This window comes from Streptacidiphilus sp. MAP12-20, from assembly GCF_041262525.1.
In the GTDB taxonomy this organism is placed as follows: domain Bacteria; phylum Actinomycetota; class Actinomycetes; order Streptomycetales; family Streptomycetaceae; genus Streptacidiphilus.
Genome location: NZ_JBGCCK010000010.1, coordinates 96,868 through 114,733, shown reverse-complemented (window position 1 = coordinate 114,733; position 17,866 = coordinate 96,868). Strand labels below are relative to the sequence as shown.

General features: G+C 73.1%; 18 protein-coding genes. 15 read left to right on the top strand and 3 right to left on the bottom strand.

Features of this window, described 5'->3' with window-relative positions; translation table 11 throughout:
- Nucleotides 1–36 precede the first annotated feature (36 nt).
- Together ABIA32_RS15835 and ABIA32_RS15830 are read left to right on the top strand one after the other, a co-directional pair.
- A complete protein-coding gene (locus ABIA32_RS15835) occupies nt 37–849 on the top strand; it encodes an enoyl-CoA hydratase/isomerase family protein (protein ID WP_370095378.1) in 813 nt (270 codons plus the stop codon).
- A 157-nt stretch (nt 850–1,006) separates the two neighbouring features.
- Nucleotides 1,007–1,777, top strand: coding sequence for a class I SAM-dependent methyltransferase (locus tag ABIA32_RS15830; RefSeq protein ID WP_370095375.1), 771 nt, complete (start codon nt 1,007–1,009; stop codon nt 1,775–1,777).
- Between the two features lie 27 nt (nt 1,778–1,804).
- Here ABIA32_RS15830 and ABIA32_RS15825 read toward each other — a convergent pair whose 3' ends face one another.
- The 3 genes from ABIA32_RS15825 to ABIA32_RS15815 all read right to left on the bottom strand — a co-directional run bounded on the left by ABIA32_RS15825 (nt 1,805) and on the right by ABIA32_RS15815 (nt 4,021).
- Nucleotides 1,805–2,968, bottom strand: coding sequence for an MBL fold metallo-hydrolase (locus ABIA32_RS15825; RefSeq protein ID WP_370095722.1), 1,164 nt, complete (start codon nt 2,966–2,968; stop codon nt 1,805–1,807).
- Between the two features lie 154 nt (nt 2,969–3,122).
- Entirely contained in the window at nt 3,123–3,575 is a 453-nt protein-coding gene (locus ABIA32_RS15820) for a MaoC family dehydratase (RefSeq protein WP_370095373.1), read from the bottom strand.
- Between the two features lie 74 nt (nt 3,576–3,649).
- Nucleotides 3,650–4,021 carry a pyridoxamine 5'-phosphate oxidase family protein gene (locus ABIA32_RS15815; RefSeq protein WP_370095371.1) on the bottom strand — a complete coding sequence of 124 codons (372 nt, stop codon included), beginning with the start codon at nt 4,019–4,021 and terminating at the stop codon, nt 3,650–3,652.
- 257 nt (nt 4,022–4,278) lie between these two features.
- On the opposite strand from ABIA32_RS15815, the gene ABIA32_RS15810 reads away from it, so the two are divergent.
- The 13 genes from ABIA32_RS15810 to ABIA32_RS15750 all read left to right on the top strand — a co-directional run bounded on the left by ABIA32_RS15810 (nt 4,279) and on the right by ABIA32_RS15750 (nt 17,824).
- A complete protein-coding gene (locus tag ABIA32_RS15810) occupies nt 4,279–5,037 on the top strand; it encodes a hypothetical protein (protein ID WP_370095368.1) in 759 nt (252 codons plus the stop codon).
- 105 nt (nt 5,038–5,142) lie between these two features.
- Nucleotides 5,143–5,802 (top strand): hypothetical protein, encoded by a 660-nt coding sequence (locus ABIA32_RS15805; RefSeq protein WP_370095366.1) that lies wholly within the window; start codon nt 5,143–5,145, stop codon nt 5,800–5,802.
- Nucleotides 5,796–6,737 (top strand): hypothetical protein, encoded by a 942-nt coding sequence (locus ABIA32_RS15800; RefSeq protein WP_370095364.1) that lies wholly within the window; start codon nt 5,796–5,798, stop codon nt 6,735–6,737. Before ABIA32_RS15805 ends, ABIA32_RS15800 begins: the two co-directional genes overlap by 7 nt.
- Before the next feature lie 181 nt (nt 6,738–6,918).
- Complete coding sequence (locus ABIA32_RS15795) at nt 6,919–7,575, top strand: SAF domain-containing protein (protein ID WP_370095362.1); 657 nt, start codon at nt 6,919–6,921, stop codon at nt 7,573–7,575.
- The gene (locus tag ABIA32_RS15790; RefSeq protein ID WP_370095360.1) at nt 7,575–9,224 is read left to right on the top strand and encodes a hypothetical protein; all 1,650 of its coding nucleotides are present in this window, start codon (nt 7,575–7,577) and stop codon (nt 9,222–9,224) included. The genes ABIA32_RS15795 and ABIA32_RS15790 overlap by 1 nt, the downstream gene beginning before the upstream one ends.
- On the top strand, nt 9,214–10,683 hold the full coding sequence (locus ABIA32_RS15785) for a CpaF family protein (protein WP_370095358.1): 1,470 nt from the start codon (nt 9,214–9,216) through the stop codon (nt 10,681–10,683). The genes ABIA32_RS15790 and ABIA32_RS15785 overlap by 11 nt, the downstream gene beginning before the upstream one ends.
- On the top strand, nt 10,680–11,576 hold the full coding sequence (locus ABIA32_RS15780) for a type II secretion system F family protein (protein WP_370095356.1): 897 nt from the start codon (nt 10,680–10,682) through the stop codon (nt 11,574–11,576). The genes ABIA32_RS15785 and ABIA32_RS15780 overlap by 4 nt, the downstream gene beginning before the upstream one ends.
- A complete protein-coding gene (locus tag ABIA32_RS15775; protein ID WP_370095354.1) occupies nt 11,573–12,463 on the top strand; it encodes a type II secretion system F family protein in 891 nt (296 codons plus the stop codon). Before ABIA32_RS15780 ends, ABIA32_RS15775 begins: the two co-directional genes overlap by 4 nt.
- 28 nt (nt 12,464–12,491) lie before the next feature.
- Nucleotides 12,492–12,704 (top strand): hypothetical protein, encoded by a 213-nt coding sequence (locus ABIA32_RS15770; protein WP_370095352.1) that lies wholly within the window; start codon nt 12,492–12,494, stop codon nt 12,702–12,704.
- A gap of 20 nt (nt 12,705–12,724) precedes the next feature.
- The gene (locus ABIA32_RS15765) at nt 12,725–13,093 is read left to right on the top strand and encodes a TadE family protein (RefSeq protein ID WP_370095351.1); all 369 of its coding nucleotides are present in this window, start codon (nt 12,725–12,727) and stop codon (nt 13,091–13,093) included.
- On the top strand, nt 13,090–13,527 hold the full coding sequence (locus ABIA32_RS15760) for a TadE/TadG family type IV pilus assembly protein (RefSeq protein WP_370095349.1): 438 nt from the start codon (nt 13,090–13,092) through the stop codon (nt 13,525–13,527). Before ABIA32_RS15765 ends, ABIA32_RS15760 begins: the two co-directional genes overlap by 4 nt.
- A gap of 200 nt (nt 13,528–13,727) precedes the next feature.
- Nucleotides 13,728–13,946 (top strand): hypothetical protein, encoded by a 219-nt coding sequence (locus ABIA32_RS15755; protein WP_370095347.1) that lies wholly within the window; start codon nt 13,728–13,730, stop codon nt 13,944–13,946.
- A complete protein-coding gene (locus ABIA32_RS15750) occupies nt 13,946–17,824 on the top strand; it encodes a LysM peptidoglycan-binding domain-containing protein (RefSeq protein ID WP_370095345.1) in 3,879 nt (1,292 codons plus the stop codon). Before ABIA32_RS15755 ends, ABIA32_RS15750 begins: the two co-directional genes overlap by 1 nt.
- The last annotated feature ends 42 nt before the right edge of the window (nt 17,825–17,866 follow it).

The following is a 17,866-nucleotide window of genomic DNA, read 5'->3' as shown; positions in this document are numbered from 1 at the left end:
TCTCGTTCATTGCGCCAGAGGTAGGGGAGGCAGCACGTGGGTCGATTCGAGACGCTGGGCTACGAGGCCGGCGACGACGGCGTGGCCTGGGTGACGCTGGACCGGCCCGAGGTGCACAACGCCTTCGACGCGCGCATGCTGCGCGAGCTGCGCGCGCTCTGGCGCGAACTGCGCGAGGACGACGCCGTGCGGGTGGTGGTGCTGACCGGCGCGGGGGAGCGGGCCTTCTGCACCGGCGTCGACCGGGGCGCGCTCGCCGACCCCGAGCTCGGCATCGGCACGCGCGGCGGCACACCGTTGCACTTCGACGACCCGGGCGACTGGATCAGCCCGAAGACGGCGGGCGACCTGTGGAAGCCGGTCATCGCGGCGGTCAACGGCATGGCCTGCGGCGGCGCGTTCTACCTGCTGGGCCAGGTGGAGTTCATCATCGCGGCGGACCATGCCACCTTCTTCGACCCGCACACCAGCTACGGCATGGCCTCGGTCTTCGAGTCGATGGCGATGCTGCAGCGGATGCCGCTCGGCGAGGTGATGCGCATGCAGCTGACCGGCAGCCACGAACGCCTCTCGGCGCAACGCGCCCACCAGATCGGCCTGGTCCAGGAGGTCGTCCCGGCCGCCGAGCTCCACGCCGCGGCGGCGCGCGTCGCCGCCGCGATCGCCTCCCAGCCACCGCTCGCCGTCCAGGCGACGCTGCGCGCCGTCTGGTACGCCCAGGAGCTGGGCTACCGCCAGGCGTTGGACGTGGCCAAGACCCTGATCCAACTCGGCAACGACCCGGCCTCCCTGGCCGAGGGTCAGGCCGCGTTCACCTCGGGCGCGCGCGTACCGTGGCGCTTGCGCTAGCCGACTGACTCCGGTCAGTTGCACCATCAGGGGCGCGAGGAACTGCGCGAGAAACCGTGGGTGGCTTCTCGCGCACGCAGTTGATCAAGCAGAGCCTCGCGCCCCTGGTAGTGCAGCTACCGCACGTGCCGATCATGCCGTCGGATACCGTGCCGCCATGACTGCGACCAAGTTCTCCTGGGACACCGAAGCCACCCGTTACGACGAGTCGCGCGGCGGCGAGGCACGGGCCGAGGCCGCCGCGGAGGGGTTGGAGCGGCTGCTGCCGGCGGGCGTCCGGCTGCTCGCGGATGTCGGCGGCGGGACCGGGATCATCAGTCGGCGGCTTCGGCGCGAGGACCGCGACGTCGTCGTGGTCGATCTGACGGCCGGGATGCTCGCGCTCGCCGCGCAGCGGCTGCCGGGTGGGAGGGCGGTGCGGGCCACCGCCGAGCGGCTGCCGTTCCCGGACGCGTCGCTGGACGCGATCACCTGCGTGTGGCTGCTGCACCTCGTCCCTGACACCCGGCCCGTCGTCACCGAGTTCGCGCGCGTCCTGCGGCCTGGCGGCGTGCTTGTCTGCACGGTCGACAAGGACGCCTGCCACGACGTCGGCAGCGACATCGACGACGCGATCGGCGACCTGCACCCGCGCCGTGGCAACGCCGCGGGCGCGGCCGAGCAGGACGCGACCGAGCGGATCGTCGACCACGGCGCGGCGGTCGGCCTCGAACCGGCCGGTGAGTCCTCCTTCACCGCCCACCTGCGCGGCACCAGCCCGGCCTCCCTCGCCGAGCTGATCCGCACCGACCGCTACCAGTTCTGGGCCCGCCGCCTCGCCCCCGTCGACCGGGACGGGATCCTCTCCCGCCTCGCCGCCCTCCCCGACCAGGACCGCAAGCGCCCCGACCCCGACTTCCGCCTCCTCGCACTGCGCAAGAAGGCGTGAGGGCGCGCCGTCGGATCTGAGCGACCCTCAGACGCGCGCGCCCACCGTGGCATCGTCCTCGTCCGGGTCCTGGCCCGAGGAGGCCACAGCCGGAAGCACCTCCGTCGCCTCGACCGGGATCGGCTCGACGACGGTCGGCGCGACGACGCGCCACCAGGGGCGTTGCGGGAGCGGTTGGGACGGTTCGAAGGGCTCGCCGGGGCGGGGGGTGGCGAGGGGGAGGTCGTGGGCGAGTGCTGCGGCAAGGGTGCGTTCGATCGGGTCGTCCCAGGCGTGCGGGGCCAGATCGAAGGTGCACCAGTGGATCGGCAGCAGCACGCCGCCGCCCAGGTCGAGGTGGGCCCGGACGCCCTCTTCGGGCGTCATGTGGACCTCGGGCCAGAACCGGCTGTACGCGCCGATCTGGATCATCGCCGCGTCAAAGGGCCCATGGACCGCGCCGATCTCGGCGAAGCCGGGGAAGTAGCCGGTGTCGCCGCTGTGGAAGATCCGGTGCCCGCCACCGGCCACCACCCAGGAGGACCACAGCTGGTACGGGCTGGTGCGCGGCCCGCGCGAGCAGTAGTGGCGGGCAGGCGTCGCCGTCAGGGTGAGCCCGGCGACGCGTGCGGACTCGTGCCAGTCCAGCTCGACGATCCGCTCCGCCGGAACGCCCCAGAACTCGAGGTGCGCGCCGACGCCCAGTGGTGCGGCGAAGACCGCGCCGGACGCGGCCAGCACGCGCACGGCGGTGAGGTCGAGATGGTCGTAGTGGTCGTGCGAGATCACCACCACGTCGACCGGCCCGAGTTCGCGCGGCGGGATCGGGTTCGGGTGGAGCCGGCGCGGGCCGAAGCCCGCGATCGGCGAGCAGCGCTCGCCGAAGACCGGGTCGAACAGGACCCGCCGCCCGCCGATCTCGGCGAGCACGCCCGCGTGGCCGAGCCAGGTCAGCCGCAGGCCGTCGGCGGGCGGCATGGCCAGTTGCTGCGGGGTGAGCCGGTGCACCGGCACGGCCCCGGCGGGGCGGCGCCGGTCCCGGTTCTCCGTCAGGCCCGCGCGCAGCCCCGGCAGGAACGCGCCGGGCAGCATCCGCCGCGTCGGCACCGGGTTGCGGAAGGCGCCGTCCACGAACTGCGGGGAGCGTCTGATCCTGGCCAGCCGCTCCCCGGCCGGCTCGGCGCCGAAGCCCTCGGGACGGACCCGGCCCAGCAAGGGCGCGGGGAGAGCGGCCAGGTCGGCCAGGTCGGACAGCACAGAGCGGGCGAAGCCAAGCACAGCACCTCCAGGAGACGCGGCGATCTTTCGCAGACTACCCGCGCCCTACCCCGCTCACCTGCGCCGCTCACCTGCGGAGGTCAGTCGGTCACGCGTAGAAGCGGGTGATCGTGTCGGCGACGCAGTGCGGCTTGCCGCCGTCCCTGCCGGAGATCGTGAAGCGGACGACCGCCTGGAGGCCGCCGGGGACCTCCTCGGCGGAGACCAGTTCGGCGGTCGCCCGGACAGCCGAACCCACCGGCACGGGGGAGGGGAAGCGGACCTTGTCCGAACCGTAGTTCACGGCCATCCGGATGCCCTCGACGCCGTAGCACTCCTTGGCGAGCACCGGGATCAGCGACAGGGTGAGGTAGCCGTGGGCGATCGTGGTCCCGAAGGGACCGGCCTTGGCGCGCTCGGGGTCGACGTGGATCCACTGGTGGTCGCCGGTGGCCTCGGCGAAGAGGTCGACCCGCTGCTGGTCGATGACGTGCCAGTCACTGCTGCCGAGCTCGGTGCCGACGGCTGCGGTGAAGTCTGCGAGGGACGCGAAGATGGTCATGGTTCCGGAGCGTAGTCCCGCCCCGCGACCGGCTGAATGTGGTGCAGGTCACCGGGGCGGCGCACCGGTCCCGCTCAGGCGCTCGTGCCCGAGCGGGACAGGGCCAGGACCCGGCCGGTGATGAGTTCCGGCGTCAGCCGGATCGGCGCGTCCGCCGTACCGGCCTCGGCGCGCCCGTGGACCAGCACGGAGCGGCCGGACATGGTCGCCGGGTCGAGCTCCTCGACGTGCAGCGCGACCACCGTGCCGTCCACTGCGTCGGCCAGCCGGGACGCGTGCGGGGCGGGGATGCGGATCGTGCCGCTCTGATCGTCGTAGGCGAAGTGCACGGGCAGCACGTCCGGAATGGCGTGGCGGGTGAAGACCACCCGTCCCACGGAACTGCGGGAGAGCAGGTCGACGCATTCGTCCTGGCGCATGGCTACCTCTTCCTCGATCCGCTGCATGGGTCCCAGCATTGATCATGGAAGCGTTAACGGGGTAGGGGAGTAGGTCCCGCTCCGGGTGGGCGCTTCGGGCAGAACGCGCGGGTTTTCAGGCCCTGGAAGGGGGTAGAGGGCCCAGGCAGGCAGCCGTGGCGCATGTGATCGGCATATGCCACGACTGAGCCTGACCGGCCCGGGGAGGGGTCGCGTCACCGGGCGGAGCAGGACAAAGCAGGGCAGAGCCGTGCCGGGCAGGACTGGCCGGGGCAGGGGGGTTCGTGGATCTCGCAGTGGAACTGGTGCTCATCGGGGCCGAGTGCCCGGAGGAGCGCGCCTTCGGCGGCTCGCTCGGCGCGGCCCTGGGTGCCCAGCGCTTCTGGCGCGCGGTGACGGGCACCCTGCTCGACGCCGGGCCCGGCCGCTGCCGCATCACCACCGTCCATCCCGAGGCCGACGCGAACGCCATGCTCTCCGCGCTCAAACAGGCGGCCGCCCGTGGCGGGCGGCTGCTTCTCGTCTACCTCGCCGGTCAGCTCGCCTGGGACCCGCGCCGCCGCCGTCCGGTCCTCGTCGCCGCCGGAAGCCTTCGGGAGAACGCCGCCCGACGCGGTCTCTCCTGTGACTGGGTGACCAGCGCGATGGCGCACTGCGGCCAGACGGAGTCGCTGCTGGTACTCGATCTCGCCGCCGAGCCCGCCGCCTGGCAGGAGTGGCCCGCCTGGGCCGCGGCAGAGCTCACCGTCCCCGCCTGGGGCCGGATCGTCCGGCACGATGTGCCCCGGCGCGGCCGAGCACCGGCCGAGGGCGGAGCCGGCGTGCTGGCCGAGGAGCTCGCCGAGCTGCTCGACGCCGGGGTGCCCGGCGCACCGGCGGTGCTCGACCCGGCCGCGCTCGACGCCAGGCTGCCGTCGCGGACCGGCCACGGTTCGGGCGAAGCGAAGGGCGCCGTCCACCTGCTGGAAGCGCCCCAGGAGTGCCGCCTGCTCCTGCGGAACCGTGCCGTACTGCGCGGATCCTTGCGTTCCACCTTGACGTGAGCATTACGTTAGGGAGAATTTCAGCCACATCCCGGGACAGCTCGCCCGGTGAGGCATATGGTGCTGAACACCGTCAACTGGGGAAGAGACGGCAAGGGGGGAGCCATGCGGCGCCTGGGAACGCAGTTCCTGAACCACCCTTCGCGTGACAACTCGGTCGGAACCACCACGGCTCCGACCCGACCCGTCACGACAGTCATCGCGTCGGCGCTGCTCAGCGCTCTGCTCGCCGCCCTGCTGGCGGCCTGCGGCAACGGTGGCGGCGCGGAGACGCTCAACGGCGCACCCTCGAACCCGGCGACGCCCGCCGTGCCGAGCGGCCTCGCCGCACCGGCCCTCTCAAGTGACGCCGCGCAACTGGTGCTCCGCGCCTACAGCGGCTACTGGGCGGCCGAGGTGCAGGCGATGTCCACCGGCCAGGCGGACGGGAGCGACCTGTCCACCTACGCCACCGGGGCCGCGCTCAGCGACAGTTACGCGGATGTCGTACGGCTGGTCACCAACGGCCTGCTGATGTCCGGCGCACCGCACAACAGCCCGAGGGTGACGGGCGTAGGCCCGCTTCCAGGTGCGGCCGACGAGAGCCAGGCGACCCTCGTCGACTGCCTGGACGTCTCCGGCTGGCACCAGGTGAACGCGAAGGGCGGACAGGTGAACGAGCCGGCCAAGCGGCTCACCCGGTATCCGGTCGTGGTGACCGCACGCACCGTCGGAGGAGTGTGGATGATCAGTCAGATCGCCCGCGAGACGGGCAAGTCGTGCTGACCCGCGGCCGACGCGCGACAACGCGGCTCGCGACCGCGCTGCTTCTGGTCCTCACCGGCATCCTCGGCACGGCGAGCAGCGCCCACGCCGCGGTCCAGCCGTGCGACAACTCCTACGTCTGCGTCGTCGTGGGCTCGCCGGGATCCGGCGGCGGGAGCTCGGGCGGTGGCAGTGGTGGCGGAGGCGGCGGAGGGGGCAGCGGCGCCTGCTCCTACGGCGGCCAGATCCTGCCGTGCTACATCCCCGGCATCGGCTGGCTCAGCGCCAACGACGGTTGCTACTACATCGAGATGCAGCCGCAGCCTCCGGCGGGGGATCCACTCTGGCAGGGCAACCCGCCGGGCACCGGCGCCGTCTACGTCCGTACCTGCTCGCTGAACGCCGGTGGGGGCACGGTCAGCCTCTGGCTGCCCGCGGCTCCGGCGACCGCCCCGCAGGTGACGCCGGGTGAGCTGGCCCGCCTCGCCGTCTCGAAGCTCCCGCTGCACGCGGCGAAGGTCGACACCGCGCCGAAGGCGGACACCAAGCACTCCGGACTGGTCGGGGCTCCGATCTGGCTCTGGCTGGACGAGAAGGCCGGCAACTACAACAATTCCTGGGCTTCCGCGGCGAACCCGCTCACGGTGACGGCCAGCGTGCCGGGGCTGTCGGTGACGGCCTACGTCTCCTCGCCGTACGTGATCTGGGTGATGGGCGACGGGCACCGCAAGCTCTGCTCGGGCGGACTCGGTGCGGGGATCGCCTACCCGGGCGATGCGAAATCGGCCTGCACCTACACCTACCAGCGACCCTCCAAGGACTACCTGATCGAGGCGATCGTGGGCTGGCAGGTGCGCTGGACCTCCAACACCGGAGCCACCGGAGCCTTCCGTATGAACGACATCCGCACCCCGGCACAGCAGTTGCGGATCGAGGAGCTCCAAGTCCTCAACTGAGCCGGCACCTCCGCACGAACCTCCCGACGAACCTCCACACGAAACGAACCGCACGAACGCGCGCACCACCTGAACTCCGATCGAACCGCACAGCTCGGAACGGACCAAGGAAAGAGGCGAGACCCCGGTGGAAGCTCCCGCGTCGTCGACGCTCACAGCAGGGCAACGCCCAGCCGCGCCCATGCGCACGCCGCAGCGGCGCCGGCGCAGGCCCGCGGTCCTCGCTCTCGGCATCGCCCTGGTCGCCGCTGGTGGGCTGGGGGGAGCCACCCTCTACGTGACGACCGGTCAGCGGGTGGCCGTCCTGGCGCTCGCCCACGACGTCCCGGCCGGGCAGGCCATCACCGCCGCCGATCTGACGGAGGTGCAGATCTCGCTCGATCCGGCGGTCAAGCCCCTCTCCGCGAACAGCCACGTGCTCAACATGCGAGCCGCCGCCGACCTCAAGGCGGGGCAGCTGCTCACCGCCGGGGACCTGACCAACGACCCGCTCGTCGGACCCGGCGACACAGTTGTCCCGATCGCGGCGAAGCAGTCCCAGTTCCCCGCCGAGGGGACGCGGGCGGGCGCCTGGGTGGTGCTCGTCTACACACCGTCGGCCCAGGGCAACGGCGGCGCGGCGGCCGCCCCGGCGCCCTCCGCGGCCGCCGGCTCGGTGACCGTGTCGAGCCTGGTCGCGCGGGTGGTCGATGTCGGCCCCGTCTCGCAGACCGACCAGACCGTCGTCATCGACCTCGCGATTCCGACCGCGAAGGCCGCCGCCGTGGCGGACCTGGCGGCGAGCGGCAAGTTCATGCTGCTGCTTGCCGCCCCCGGCAGCCAGAGCGGGGGCGGCTGATGGCGGTCGTCACGATCACCGGCGCCCCTGGCGCTCCCGGAGCGACCAGCGCCGCACTCGCCCTCCTGCTCAGCTGGCCGCTGGCGGACGGCCGACGTGTCCTGTTGCTCGAAGGCGATCCCGATGGCGGCGCGATCCTGGCCGGCGCCCTTCAGGGTCGCGTCGAGGCGGCCGCCGGTCTGCGCAACCTGGCGCTCGCCGACCGGCGTGGCCGACTGCTCGAGGCCATGTGGGAGCAGTGCCTCGACGTCTCGCCGGAGCGAACCGGGGACCGGCTGCTGCTGCCCGGACTCAGCGACCCCGCCCAGGCGATGGCCCTGGCACACACCTGGGCGCCGCTCGCACACGCGTGCCGCTCGCTGGACGCCTTCGGCTGTGACGTCATCGTCGACCTCGGCCGCTCGGGCGGCCAGGGACCGTCGGCGGTGATGGCCCGTCAGTCGGACGCGGTGCTGGCGGTGCTGCGCACGACGCTGCGCGGGCTGAGCGCGGCACGTCCGCGCGTGGCCGCGCTGGCGGCGGATCTGGCGACGGAGGGCGGGGGCGTGGACGTGCTCGGTCTGCTGCTCGTCCAGGAGGGGCCGTATTCGGCCTCGGAGATATCGCGTGCGCTGCAGGCGCCCGTGCTCGGCCTGCTCCCGTTCGCCCCGAAGGAGGCACGGATCCTGTCGGACGGCGGGCGCACCGCGGATCGCCGGTTCCAGCGCTCCCAGCTGATGCGCGCCGCCCGCTCCACGGCGGACGAGCTGCGCGTCCTCATCGCCCGCCGCCGCGTGCGGGCCCCGGGCCCGGCCGCTCCGATCGCCGCCGGTGCGGCCCCGGTTCCCGCAGTCCCGGCAGTCCCCGCGTCCGACTACCCTGCGCATCTCAGCCCTGTCAGCCCGGTGGGCCTGCACCAGCAGCCTCCGTCTCCCGGACCGGCCGCGCCGTCGGGGGCCGCTCCACTCCACGGGCACCGCGACCTGCAGCCGCCTCCTGTCGCCGCGCAGTTCGCACCGCCGGGCGGCTTCTCCCCGGCGGACCGGCTGTCGCCGACGGTTCCTGCCACGCCAGGGACGGGAAGCCCGAGCGCGGCCGTCGCGGGACACCCGCCGTACGGGGGCGCGCCGCAGCCGCCGACTTCCACGCCGCTGGGCTACCGACCGGCGCTGCGTCAGGAACCGCCGACCTGGTCGGTGCAGGACGTGCTCGACCTCGCCGCCTCGGCGCAGCTCGGGGAGGGCGGCCCCGAGAACTCCGCTGTGACACCCGGCGTCGTTCCCTCCGCGTATCCGCCGTACGAGGTCTCCGCGCCCCCTTCCGGCCCGACCTCCACAGCTGGTGGTCCGGTGACGCCGGGCCAGGCGGCGCGGCTGCGGGCCGTGCATCTGGAGTCCGAGCCCGGGACCGGCGCGGGGGCCAACCCTCACCCTGAACCTCAGGTTCAGGGTGGACCCAGCTTCCGCCCCGCCGACCCGGGCGCGGCGCCGGTCTCGGACGCCGACCGGGACTGGTTCGCTCCGCTCCACACCGCCCCTCCGCCGCCACTGGCGGACCTCGCGCCACGGCCGCCCGCACCGGAGCAGTTCCGGCCGCCGGAGCCCGCGCCGGTCCCCACGCAGACGAACGCTGCCGCGCCGTCGTCCGGGGAGGTGGCGCATGTCCGTTGAGCCGATGGACCGTCTGCTCGGAGCGCTCGTCGACCCGAAGGTCGCGCGTGAGCTCAAGCGTCAGGTGGCGGCCGACCTGCATGAGCAGCTCAGCGCCCAGGACGGGGTGACGGCGGGCGCCGGAGTGGACGCGGCCAACCAGCGTCAGCGGGGCCGGGCCCTCATCGAGGAGGCCGTCGCCCGCTGGTCGGACGCCCATGCCGGAGCGCATGGACTCGCCCCGACCCGCGAGCAGGACCGCGCCCTCGCCGAGGTGGTCTTCGACCTGCTCTTCCGCGCCGGCCGACTCCAGCCCTACCTGGACGACCCCGAGATCGAGAACATCCTCATCAACGGCTGCGACGACGTCTGGATCTCCAAGGCCAACCAGCCCCTGTGCCAGGTGCCACCGGTCGCGGACAGCGACGCGGAGCTGATCGAGCTGCTGCAGGACCTGGCCCGCCGTCACGGTGGCGGCGAGCGCAGCCTCTCGACCTCCAGCCCCATGCTCGCCCTCCGGCTGGAGGGCGGGATGCGGCTGCAGGCCATGACCGGCGTCACCCCGCGCCCGTACGTCGCGATCCGCCGCCACCGCGTCGCCAACGCGACGCTGGGCGATCTGGTCGCGCTCGGCACCGTCGACTCCACGATGGCCGCGTTCCTCGCCGCCGCGATCCGCGCGCGCAAGAACGTGATGATCACCGGCACCCAGGGCGTCGGCAAGACCAGCCTGCTGCGCGCGATGGCCGGCGAGATCCCGCCGGACGAGCGGGTCGGCACGCTGGAGTCGGAGTTCGAACTGTGGCTGCACACGCTCGGCCATCTGCGCCAGGTCGTGCCGATGGAGGCCCGCGAGGGTAACGGTGAACGCGTCGACGGCCGTGCGGCGGGCGAGCTCTCCATCGGCGAACTGATCCCGGCGGCCCTGCGGATGACGCTCAGCCGGATCATCGTCGGCGAGGTCCGCTCCAGTGAGGTCGTGCCGATGCTGCGGGTCATGACCAACGGCGAGGGCGGCTCCATGTGCACGCTGCACGCGCGCACCCCGCACATGGTCGTGGACCGCATCGCCGAGCTGTGCCTCGAGTACGGCGCGCAGATGACGGACCTGCTGGCCTACCGGCTGACCGCCAACGCGCTGGACTTCATCGTCCACGTCACCATGATCGACGAGACCGGCATCGGCGGAAAGCGCCACCGCTTCGTCTCGCACGTCCTGGAGGTCACCGGCCTGGGCGAGCAGGGGCGGCCGGCGCTCAACACCGTCTTCGGCCCGCGCAAGGGCGGCGTCGACGGTCAGGGGCGGCAGATCTGGTCCGAGCCGCGCGGGGTCCCGCAGACGCCGCCAGCCTGCCTCGATGACCTGCGCCGCGCCGGCTTCGACGCGGGCCTGCTGCGCAACCCCTACGGGACCTGGTCCGCGCCGCTGAGCCTGCGGGTGAGCGGGGTCCAGCCCGGCGGCATGGGAGGAGCGGCATGAGCCTGTTGCTCTGGGCCACCTGCGGAGCGGTCCTGCTGGGCGGCGTGGTGGCTCTGATCGCCTTCGGCCGGGGCAGCGAGCAGCGTCCGCCCGAGGTGCAGCGACCGGCGTTCGTGGCCGACAGCGAGGTCCGACGTCGGCAACTGCTGGTCGGTCTCTCGGTCGCGGGCGCGGCGCTGGTCTGGCTGCTGACCGGCTACCTGGTGGCTCTGGTCATCGTGCCGCTGTTGGTGTTCGGCGTGCCCTGGCTGGTCTCCGCGACGACTTCCAGTACTGCGGGGATCGACCGATTGGAGGCGCTGTCCGAATGGACGCAGCGGCTCTCCGACGTCCTGCTTCTCGGCGTCGGCCTGGAACAGGCGATCATCGGCAGTCTCAAGACCGTGCCGGCGGCGCTGGAGGCCGATGTGACCGACCTGGTCGGCCGCATCCGGGCTCGGATGCAGCCTGAGGAGGCACTGCGCGTCTTCGCAGACCGGCTGGGTGACGCCACCTCCGACAAGGTGATGGCGGCGCTGCTGCTCCGGGTCAACGACCGTGGCCCCGGCCTGGCCCGCGCGCTCGCTGACATGGCCGATTCCGTGCGTGCCGAAGTGCGCCAGCGCCGCGTGATCGAAGCGGACCGGGCCAAGCACCGGGCGACGGTGCGGTGGATGGTCCTGATCATCCTGGCGGTGATCGCGGCGGGCGCGCTGAACACGGAGTACATCAGCCCCTACCGGACGCTGGTCGGCCAGGTGGTGGTTCTGGTCTGCGCGATGGGTTTCTTCGGGGTGGTGTCCTGGATGGGCCGAATGGCACGGTACCGGCCGGTGCCCCGCTTTCTCGAGTACGACCGTCGGACCAAGGTCGGTCGGGCCCAGGCACCGGACGAGGAGGGAGGGCCGGCATGACGATGACCTGGCTGATCCTGGTGGGGATCGTGGCCGGCGCGGGCCTGGCCGTCATGATTGCCGAACTCCGCCCGGCTCCACCCGAACTGGGCGCGGCGCTCGACCGCCTGCACCAGCGGCCCGGTACGTCGGGCGAGCACGGATGGTCCGAGGAGCCGGTCAGCGCGCTGGACCGTGTGGGCGGCCGACTGCTGGGTCTGTCCTTCGCCACGGTGCCGCGCCAGGAGCTCCTGCTGGTTGGGCGGACTCCGGCCAGGTTCATGTTCCACAAGCTGGCCTTCGCGGTCCTCGGCCTGCTGGCTGCACCGTACCTGCAACTCATGCTCACCATGACAGGGCTGTCCGTGTCGGTCGTGATTCCCGCGGTCGGCTCGCTCGGGGTGGCTGCCCTGTGCTGGTTCATTCCCGATCTCGTCGTGCGGGGTGAGGCCAAGGAGGCCCGGACCGACTACCTGCACGCCATTGCCGCCTACCTGGAACTGGTCGCGCTGGAGCGCGCGGCGGACTGCGGTCCCGCCGAGGCACTGCTGCGGGCGGCCAAAGTCGGCCGTGGGCGGGCCTTCCAGCAGTTGGAGGCCGTCCTTGACCGCAGCGCGCTCGAACGCCGCCCGCCCTGGGACGGGCTGACGGAGATGGCGTCGGAGCTGGGCCTGACGCCCCTTCAGGATTTGTCAGACACCATGCGAATGTCCGGTGACGACGGCGCTGCCGTCTACCGAACCCTGCGGGCGCGGGCAGAGAACCTCCGCGCGGAGCTGCTGTCCGCGGAACTGGCGAAGTCCAACGTGGTCAGCGAAAAGATGGTCGTCCCCGGAGTAGCACTGGTCATGATCATGACTATGCTGATCGCCTTTCCGGCGGTCTACCGAATGTTCACCAATGCCTGAGAAGGCGTCAGACGAATGGAGAGACACCATGCGCACCAAGGAAATCCCCGCGCCGCTCGTTCCGCTCTTCCTGGCCGTGGCAGGTGTACGTGACCGGGCGCGCCGGGTGAGCCGGACCGACGATCTCGGCGCGCTCAGCCTCGAGATGGCGCTGCTCGTCGCCTGCCTCGTCATCGTCGCGGGTTTCGTCGTCGTTGCCATCACGAACGCCGTCAACGCGCACAAGGGGGGCATTCATTGAGTCGAGGCGATCGCGGGGCCATGTCGCTCAGCCTGGCGCTGGTCTTTCCCATGGTCCTGCTCGTCGTCTGGCTCACCGTCCAGGGGGCGTTCTGGTGGTACGACCGCCAGGTCGCCCTCGGGGCGGCCAGGCAGGGCAGCGAAGTGGCCTCGAGTGCGACGCCTGCGGGCCTGCCCGGGGACGGGACGCAGGAGGCACGAGCGTGGATGCAGGCGAACGCCGGAGGGGGGAAGGACATGGATCTGCAGAGCTGGCAGACGGTCAACGGCGACACCGTCACCGTCTATGCGCACCTCAAGGCTCAGTCGATCCTGCTCGGCTTCTTCCCGCTGTCGATCACGGTGCACGTGAGTGCGCCGCTGGAGAAGTTCGCCCCGGCGGGACCATGAGCGAGACCGGCGATCGGCGGCGCGAGCAGGGCGCGATCCCCTTGGAGGCCGCCCTGCTCGCGCCCGTCCTGCTGATGATGCTGCTCTTCGGCGTGGCAGCCGGGCGTACCGAGACCAGCCATGGGTTTCTCAACGCGGCGGCGCGGGCGGCCGCGCGGGCCGCTTCGTTGAGTCGCACGCCCACGTCGGCGCAGACCAACGGGCAAGCAGCCGCCCAGTCGATCCTGAAGGCCCAGGGGGTGCCATGCACGCCGTACACACACGTGGACACGAGTCAGATCGGGAAGAGGCCCGGCACGCCGGGCTATGTCACCGTGGTGATCCACTGCCGGCTCTCGCTCAAGGACCTCACACTGGTACCGGGCCTGCCCGGCTCGATCCCGGTGGACGCCACGTTCGTGTCGACCATCGACACCTACCGCGCCAAGCACTGACAACCGGTCGACGCGATCGGGGTGCGCTCTCGCTCTTCGTCGCCGTCAGCGCAGTTGGCCTGCTCGCCCTGTGCGGACTGGTCCTGGACGGCGGGGGACGTCTCAACGCCCAGGAGGAGGCGACCGCGATCGCGCGCGAGGCGGCGCGCACCGGGTGCGAGCAGATCGACCAGCAGGCGCTGCTCGCGGGAAAGGGCTACGTGCTGAACCGCGCCTCCGCGACGGCGGCCGCGCTCGACTACCTCCGACAAGCCAAGGTGGCCGGTTCACCTGTCATCGGGGCAGGGGGCTGCCAGGTGGCGATCACGTACAACTACCGCACCAGCACGCTCGCGATCATCGGCATCACGTCGCTCACCGTCGACGCGACCGGATCGGCCCACTTCGTCCACGGTGTCACCGGTCCGGAGGGGCACTGATGTTGCGCACCCTGATCCGCGCGATCTTCGCGTTCGTCACGCTTGTCGCGTTGCTCGTCGGGCTCCCCGGGGTGCTCGCTCTCGGAACCCTGGCGGTCACGCGTCAGGCCAGACCGCAGCAGGACAGCCTGGTGCAGCTGCTGACCACGCCCGACAACGGGAACCTCTTCCTCTGGGCGCTGGTGATCGTCGGCTGGGTCGCGTGGCTGGCCTTCGCCGTCTCGGTGCTCGTCGAGATTCCGGCACAGCTGCGCGGGCGGATGCCGCGTCGACTGCCCACGCTCGGCTGGAGCCAGCGCCTGGCCGGGGGATTGGTCGGCGCGGTGCTCGCGCTGCTGCCCGTGGCCGGAGGAGCCCTCGCCGCGACCGGCGCGCCCGCGCCCCGACTCGCCGTCAGCGCGCCCCTGACGCCTGCGGCGGAGGCGCACGACGACGCGGCTGCCACGGCCGCGAGTGCGGACCACCCCGGCACGGTGACCGCCACGCCGACGACGCATGCCGACGCGCACGGACACCACCGCCCGCACTACACCGTGCGCGCCACCCGCCCGGCGGAGAGCCTGTGGAGCATCGCCGAGCACGTGCTCGGCTCGGGTGAGCGCTGGCGGGAGATCGCGGCGCTCAACCAGGGCAGGGTGATGGACGCCCAGCAGCACGTCTTCGACGCGGACCGGCCCATCGAGCCGGGCTGGAAGCTGGCGCTCCCCGCCGACGCCAAGCTTCCCCAGACACCGGCCATCGCCCCGGCCGCCGCAGCCGCGACCGCTCCGGCGACCGGCACCGGCACACGGCAGGTGACGGTGCGTCCGGGAGACACGCTCTCCGACATCGCCGAGCGCGAGATGGGCAGCTCCGCAGACTGGCCACGGCTCTTCGCCGCCAACCGAGGCGTCACGGCCCCCGATGGCCACCGGCTCACCGACCCCAACCTCATCGAACCGGGCATGCGGCTCACCATCCCCGGCGCCGCCGCACCCGTCCCTCCCGCCAGACAGCCCACCCCTCCGCCGACGCCCCCGCAGACCAGGCCGGCCGCAAGCACGTCGACCCCGACCCCGACTCCGACTCCGACGGCGACGCCCACGCCGACTCCGACGCCGCAAGCCGGCGGCTTGGCCGCCTCGCCGCCCGTGGACAACGCGTCGCACCACGGCGGGTCCCAGTCGCTGGGCCAGTTCGCCGTCGCGGCCGGGACCAGTGTGCTCGGCGCGGTGCTGCTCGGCGCGGTCGCGCTGCGGCGTTCCCGCCGCCGCGCGATGCCTCCGCATCAGCCGCAGCATCGGACCTCGCGCGGCCCACGTCCTGAGCCCCCGGCTCCGCCGTCCGTCGCGGCGGCCTTGCCGTCCGAGCCGCTCCGTCGGACTCCGAGCCACGCGGCGCCACCGCCCACGCCGGTCGCTCCGCTGCCGCCGCTCGCGCCCGCACCGCCGATGCCGCCCGAGCCCGAGCCCGTGCAGCAGTCCAGCCGCGACCTCGACCTGCTCGGACGCGCGCTGCGCAGCATGGCCCGCAACGTCGCCCGCGAGGGACGCCGACTGCCGCCGCTCAACGTCGTCCGGGTCACCGCCGCACACACGATCGAGCTCCACCTCGTCGCGCCCGCACCGCCCATCCCGCCGTTCCGCGCCGCGCACGCGTCGACGGTGTGGTGGTGCACGGCGGACGCGCCGGGCCTGCTCGGGCCGGAGGCGGCGGCCGTCGTGCCCTCGCCGTACCCCGCACTGGTCAGCCTGGGCGAGACCGTCGACGGAGCGACCGTCCTGGTCGACCTCGAAGCCATCCGGCTGCTGCACATCTCCGGCGCGCCGCGCGACATCGCCCGGGTGCTGCGCACCCTGGCCCTCGAGCTCACCTTCACCCCGCTCGCCGACCGCGTCGGCGTCCACGTCGTGGGCGTCGCACAGGAGTTGGCGGCTGTGGCTGACGACCGTCTGGTCGTCCACCCGGATCTCGAACATGCGGTCGGCGCCCTGCAACACCGCGACGCCTCCGTCCGCTCGGCACTCCTGCGCGCCAACGCGGCCACCCCGCGCGAGGCGCGCAGCCGGGGCATCGGCGGCGAGGAGTGGGCCCCGGAGGTCGTCCTCTGCGCCGCCTACCCGACCGGCACGACGCCCGAGGCGCTCGGCCGCCTGCTGGACGCGCGACCGCGCGGCAGCGTCGCCGTGGTGACGGCCGCTCCGCCGCAGGGGACCGGCCCTGTCGCCCGGTGGACGCTGCCGGCCTCGGGCTCGGGCGTGGTGCCCGGCCTGGAGATGAACATCGCCCTGCAGAAGCTGGACGACGAGACCTACGACCGCTGGCTCCGCCTCCTCGGCGCGAACGTGGTCCCACCCACCGAGCAGACCCCCACCCCACCCCCGTCCTGGCCGGACCCCACCCTCCCGGACCTCCTCACCCCAACCGCCCCTGACACCTGGCCACCGGACCCGTACTCACCGCGATCACCCGAACCGCCGACCGGCTACCCTGCTCCCACCGGGCCATGGGACGCGCCGGGCCCAGCTGACCCGCGCTTTCTGCCGGACCGCTCCGGGCTCTCCGCCGCACCGCCGCTCTGGCCGGACCCGGCCGTGGAGCCTTCCAGCGGGCTTGCTCCCGGTGATCCGCGCTTCCTGCCGGACCGCTCCGGGGCCTCCGCCGCAGCGCCCTACGGCTCCGAAGCCGCGTCGGCGGGCGAGCCGACAGGCGGGCAGGTCGACCCCCGCTTCCTGCCGCACCGTCCCGTGCCCCTGGCCGGGTCTGCCGGGCCGTCAGGGCCGGGCGACCCCGCCGACGCGGGTTCCGGGGCCGGGGACCGGCGATTCCTGCCGAGACCGGCGAGCGCATCGCCCCTCCCGACCGGCGAACCTGGCGGCGCGGACCGGTGGAGTGCCACCGGTGCGCCCACCGGCGCAGGAGGCGTTCCCGCGCGGCCTGCCGGACCCACGCCCGCCGACCCGTTGGCAGCCATGGCCCCGGCGTCAGCGCGCCCCGTCGCGGGCGCAAGCGGCACCGGCTCCGGGCGGATGTCCGCCGGCCGACAGCTGACCTCACGTCAAGCGCCCGTCCCCACACCCGGCGCCGTCCCCGCCCCGCCGCGGCCGCAGCCCCAGCCGACGCCGCATGGGTCCGCCTCCGCGCCCGTCGAGTACGGCGAGCCCCTACCCCAGCAGCGGCTCCCCACCGACCCGTGGATCCTCGCGCTGCTCGCCACCCCGCCCGGCTCGGCCACGCCCGCCAACCCGCAGCTGCGCATCATCGGCCCGGTCGAGCTCGTCGGCGCTGCAGGGCCCGTCGAGCCCGAGCGCCGCGCCGCGCTGATCGAGGCGGCCGCTCGCCGGGCCCTCGGCCCGGCCCAGGGCGCGTACGTCTCCGCCGACGCGATCGGCCGGCTGCGCGAGTGGCTCGGTGACGGGCCCGAGGGAAGACCCGTCAATCTGCGCTGCGACTGGGACGACTTCCAGGCGCTGTGCGCACGTGGCCTGAGCGACAACGGCGCGTCCGGGGATACCGCGCTCGCGCGCGCCCTCGCGCTCGTGCGCGGAGCGCCGTTCGCCGAGGCCGCCTACCCGTGGGCGGAGGCGTTGCGCCGCGGGATCACCACCGCAGTCGTCGACGTCGCGCACGAACTGACTCTCCGCCGACTCCGGGCACGCGACCACAGGGGCGGGGAGGGGGCCGCCGTACGCGGGCTGGTCGCTGATCCGGACGCCGAGTTGCTGCTGCGCGACCTGATCTGCCTCTATGCCGATTCCGGCAGCGGCCAACAGCTCCAACGGACCGTCGCCCGCCTGGAATCCAAGGCGGCCAGGACCGGATTCCCGCTGGAGCCCGAGTCCGCCGCCCTCCTCGACGAGCTGCGTGCCCCCGCCGATCATCTGCTGCCCCGACGGTAGGGTGACGGTCGACGGGGGCGGTCGGCCCGCCCAGCCGACCGA

What these genes read in the sequence shown, in the direction of transcription:
- ABIA32_RS15820 (WP_370095373.1), bottom strand. Translation starts at nt 3,575, where the DNA reads ATGACCATCTTCGCGTCCCTCGCAGACTTCACCGCAGCCGTCGGCACC.
- ABIA32_RS15765 (WP_370095351.1), top strand. Translation starts at nt 12,725, where the DNA reads ATGTCGCTCAGCCTGGCGCTGGTCTTTCCCATGGTCCTGCTCGTCGTC.
- ABIA32_RS15770 (WP_370095352.1), top strand. Translation starts at nt 12,492, where the DNA reads ATGCGCACCAAGGAAATCCCCGCGCCGCTCGTTCCGCTCTTCCTGGCC.
- ABIA32_RS15815 (WP_370095371.1), bottom strand. Translation starts at nt 4,021, where the DNA reads ATGCAGCGGATCGAGGAAGAGGTAGCCATGCGCCAGGACGAATGCGTC.
- ABIA32_RS15750 (WP_370095345.1), top strand. Translation starts at nt 13,946, where the DNA reads ATGTTGCGCACCCTGATCCGCGCGATCTTCGCGTTCGTCACGCTTGTC.
- ABIA32_RS15785 (WP_370095358.1), top strand. Translation starts at nt 9,214, where the DNA reads ATGTCCGTTGAGCCGATGGACCGTCTGCTCGGAGCGCTCGTCGACCCG.
- ABIA32_RS15795 (WP_370095362.1), top strand. Translation starts at nt 6,919, where the DNA reads ATGCGCACGCCGCAGCGGCGCCGGCGCAGGCCCGCGGTCCTCGCTCTC.
- ABIA32_RS15780 (WP_370095356.1), top strand. Translation starts at nt 10,680, where the DNA reads ATGAGCCTGTTGCTCTGGGCCACCTGCGGAGCGGTCCTGCTGGGCGGC.
- ABIA32_RS15805 (WP_370095366.1), top strand. Translation starts at nt 5,143, where the DNA reads ATGCGGCGCCTGGGAACGCAGTTCCTGAACCACCCTTCGCGTGACAAC.
- ABIA32_RS15760 (WP_370095349.1), top strand. Translation starts at nt 13,090, where the DNA reads ATGAGCGAGACCGGCGATCGGCGGCGCGAGCAGGGCGCGATCCCCTTG.
- ABIA32_RS15830 (WP_370095375.1), top strand. Translation starts at nt 1,007, where the DNA reads ATGACTGCGACCAAGTTCTCCTGGGACACCGAAGCCACCCGTTACGAC.
- ABIA32_RS15790 (WP_370095360.1), top strand. Translation starts at nt 7,575, where the DNA reads ATGGCGGTCGTCACGATCACCGGCGCCCCTGGCGCTCCCGGAGCGACC.
- ABIA32_RS15775 (WP_370095354.1), top strand. Translation starts at nt 11,573, where the DNA reads ATGACGATGACCTGGCTGATCCTGGTGGGGATCGTGGCCGGCGCGGGC.